Source organism: Thiocystis minor (assembly GCF_016653465.1).
Classification (GTDB): domain Bacteria; phylum Pseudomonadota; class Gammaproteobacteria; order Chromatiales; family Chromatiaceae; genus Chromatium; species Chromatium minus.
In genome coordinates this window covers 1-3,505 of sequence record NZ_NHSQ01000069.1, presented here as the reverse complement: position 1 = coordinate 3,505, position 3,505 = coordinate 1, and the positions used below count along the sequence as shown (strand labels likewise).

3 protein-coding genes and 2 pseudogenes are annotated in these 3,505 nt (G+C 61.4%); all 5 read right to left on the bottom strand.

Features of this window, described 5'->3' with window-relative positions; translation table 11 throughout:
• Positions 1-211 (bottom strand): annotated as a pseudogene (locus CCR95_RS08660) (VWA domain-containing protein); the annotation flags it as partial.
• Positions 212-336: 125 nt separating this feature from the next.
• Positions 337-1,494 carry a DUF3150 domain-containing protein gene (locus CCR95_RS08655; RefSeq protein ID WP_201093573.1) on the bottom strand — a complete coding sequence of 386 codons (1,158 nt, stop codon included), beginning with the start codon at positions 1,492-1,494 and terminating at the stop codon, positions 337-339.
• 121 nt (positions 1,495-1,615) lie between these two features.
• Entirely contained in the window at positions 1,616-2,005 is a 390-nt protein-coding gene (locus tag CCR95_RS08650; RefSeq protein ID WP_201093571.1) for a hypothetical protein, read from the bottom strand.
• A gap of 2 nt (positions 2,006-2,007) precedes the next feature.
• Positions 2,008-2,964 (bottom strand): AAA family ATPase, encoded by a 957-nt coding sequence (locus tag CCR95_RS08645; protein ID WP_201093570.1) that lies wholly within the window; start codon positions 2,962-2,964, stop codon positions 2,008-2,010.
• A gap of 284 nt (positions 2,965-3,248) precedes the next feature.
• Positions 3,249-3,505: pseudogene (locus tag CCR95_RS08640) on the bottom strand (hypothetical protein); the annotation flags it as partial.

The following is a 3,505-nucleotide window of genomic DNA, read 5'->3' as shown; positions in this document are numbered from 1 at the left end:
TTCTGACATGACTGGCCTCATGCGCCAGAAATCCCCACGCAACCTCTCGCAGAGCGGAATCTGGCGGAAGATCCGGCAGCCAGATGGTCTGGCCATCGGTACTGGCGGTGCGGCTGGCGTTCATGCCACCGACGATGACGTTCACGCCGAACTTGCGTCCGAGCGCGGCGGCGACAATGGGCATGGCCCGATGCAGGGTCTTGGTTTGCATGGTGCGTCTCCAAAAATAGACACGCTCCGCCCCCTCGGGGCAGCGTGTGCCCCGGTGGGGAAAAGGGTGTCGACGTTCGTCGCACACCGTTCTTGTTGGCGTTCCCCTGGCTGGGGATCGTCGGATTAAAACCAGCCGAAATCTTGGATGGTTTTGGTCTCAGCTTCGGTCACTTCGGCCACTTCGGGTTCGGCTTCGGCGTCGTTCAGCCGGGCCTCTTCAAACACGCCTAAAAACGGCGTCTCCACGTCGAAGTCGTCGAAGTCGTCAAACAGGTCGCTGGCGTCCAGACTGACGTCCAGATGCGTTGCGATGTCGGCTTCAGCCTCAACTTCGGCCTCGGCCTCGACGACGGCATCAACTTCAGTCGTCGTCTCGACGTCGGACGCAACCTCGGTTTCGGCCTCAACTTCGGCATCGGCATCAACCTCGGCTTCAACCACAGGGTTCAGCATCCCTGCACCGTGACGCGCCATCCGATCTTCATCGCACAGAAGCATCCACAGGCCGAAGCCTTTTTGAAACATGGAGCCCGTGACAGGGCCGCTCGGCGGAACTTGGCGCAGAAACCGCTCCACCTGATCGAGAATCGGTCCGATGCGGGGATCCACGAAACTCAGAATGTCGAGTTTTTGTTGAACCCTGCGGAAAGTTCTCAGGGCGTGTTGCGACATCGCCTCCTTGCCGATCAGGCTTTTTTCCAGCGTGATCGCGATTTGGGCGATCTCGTGGAACACCGACGTGGCAATGTCGGCCACATCCTCTACCAGCGTGTCGTGTTGCCCTTCGGCGGGCTGAATGATCAGGGGGCGATATCGGAACGAAAACTTCGTGCCGATCTTGGCCGCCGGGTCGACGGCGATGCGAAGCTGCCGCTCCCATTCCGGGTGACGCAGGATCCAGTCTTCGATCTCCCGGTCATACCCGGTCAGAAAGTGCTGGGTTTCGACTTCGTACTCGGTTTTTAGAACATCCAGTTCGCCACTGAGGGCGGCAAGCTGGTCATTCGGGATCAAGTACCCCCCGAGAAACCGGGTGCCAACCTTCAGGCAGGCCCGATCGGCTTGTCCCTTCAGGGTTCCGAAGACCCGGAGGGCATCCGGGTTGCAGATCCGCTTACTGCCGAGGGAGACAAGTTCCTCGGAAGGAACCTCGCTTTCGGTCAGTTCCAAATCGTCGGCACGGAGCTTCTTGCGCCCGGACCACTGACTGACGGTCAGGACGATCAGGGCCATTTTCTCGGTGATCGTGATGAGCGTGTCGTTCAAGCAAATCTTTTTCATGCGTTTCTCCAAAAAAGAGAGACGCACGCCCCCAAGGGGAGGCGCGTGACTCCCCAGGGGGTGAAGGCCAGCGGAGGCTGGCGGTTGAATGACGCCGGATGCGCGTCGGGCGATCGCGGTCTTAGAACCAGCCTAAGTCGGGGATCTCGGTGTCGATCTGCGAGAGATCGAAGGCCGGGACACGCGGACGCGGCGGTGTGACGTCTGGCACCGTCTGGTTGACGACCGCAGGGCGGCCAACCGGCGAGACCGACTTGGGGGGGAATGAGAACACGAGGTCATTCGACGTGTTAATCGCATGCCGCCCGATGTCGCGGTATCCCTCGCGAACCTTGGTGACCGCCGTCTTCCGGACCTTGCGGTCGGCGGAGGCGGGGTAGATCTTGTGTTGCGAGAGCCGATGTTCTGGTCCCCAGCGGACTTCGATCTCCCCTGTTGGGAGACGCCGGTAGCCCCACGTCTTGGTGCGGCCATCCGGATGGATGTACTCGTACACTTCGTACTGATCCACCGTCAGACTCCCAACCACAGATTCCCCATCACGTCTTCGGCAATCCGATGGATCGCCTCGCGTTGCTCGGCATCGGCCCGATTCGTCAAGGCTTGTTCCAAGGCATGCGCGATCGGCTGGGGCGCACCCCGGAAGGTGAGCGACAGTCGCGCCCAACGAATCAAGGTCCGGGTGGACATCGTGACCGTGAGTTCAGCCCCCGATTCGCCTTCGCCCAAAAACAGGCGACGAATCTCGTTGGCGACCGCAATCATCTTTTCGCCGATTTCCTCGGGCAACGAGGGAATCGCCTTCTGTAACACGCCAATCTCAACACGGGCATCCAAATACCCGACGTGGATCACCTGGAACCGGTCCAGAAACGCCAGGTTTTGACGCAAGATGCCTTGGTATAGCCCGGTGGTATCTCCGGCGCCGGCGGAATTGCCCGTCGCGAACACCCGGAATTTCGGATGCGGACGAATCACCTCGCCGCCGTGTTGCGCGATGACCAAGGGCTGACCCTCGATCACGTCATTCAATCCGGCCAGTTCGGACGGGTCCATCAGGTCGATCTCGTTGAGGATCAGGATCTGACCCTCCTTCATGGCGACGGCCAGGGGGCCGTGGATGAACTCGGTCGTGCCGTTTTTGAGCACGAACTGCCCGATCAGATCGGACAGTTCCATGCGCCCATGACAGGTCACGGACTGGACCGGCCAATTCAGTCGGGCCGCGATCTGGCACACCAGGGACGTCTTGCCGCTGCCGGTCGGACCGGTCAGCAGGAAGGCATCGCCGGCGGCCTCCCCGAGAAACGCGATCAGCCCCGAGAGGCCAGGCCGAAAGCGATACTCGGTCTTCCGGGGAATCATCGGATGGGATTCGTCGGCGAATCCTTCGATCGTGAGTTCCGGACGGGCCGGGACGCCGAAGGCTTCTGCAATCCCGAACATTTTGGTGGTGTTGGTGGTGGTCATGCGTCGTCTCCAAAATCGAGGAGACGCACGTCCCTTGTGGGGAGTGAGGCTCCCCAAGGGGTGATGCCAGCGCGAGGCTGGCGAGTTGAGTGCAAGCACGAGGCTTGCCGATGGTGCGCGCGGTCTTGATGGATCGCCCGCGCAGGCGATAGACGATCTCAACAGGTGAGATCGCAGGAAACCTGACGACTGAACGCGGCGCGACCGACGCGGCCATGCGCAGACGACAGATCCCTGGCGCGGGACTGGATCGGTTGACCGCCCCCCAACGGGGGGGCGAAAGATTAAAAATAGCCAAACTCGACAGGCGCCGATGCGGCCGTCGATGCGGCTTCGGTTGACGCGATCTCTTCGACCGCGACAGCGACATCGACCGGCTTGGCTTTCTGACGCCGCGCCCGCGTGGGCTTGGCTGTGTCCCTGTTCTCGGTGTTCTCCAGCTTGGCCGCCTTGGCTGTTGGTTCGGCCTTGACGGTCACTTTGACCCGCTCGGCGGCACCGCGACGGTGCGCGTCCAGCATCGCCGGATCGAGATCCGGTG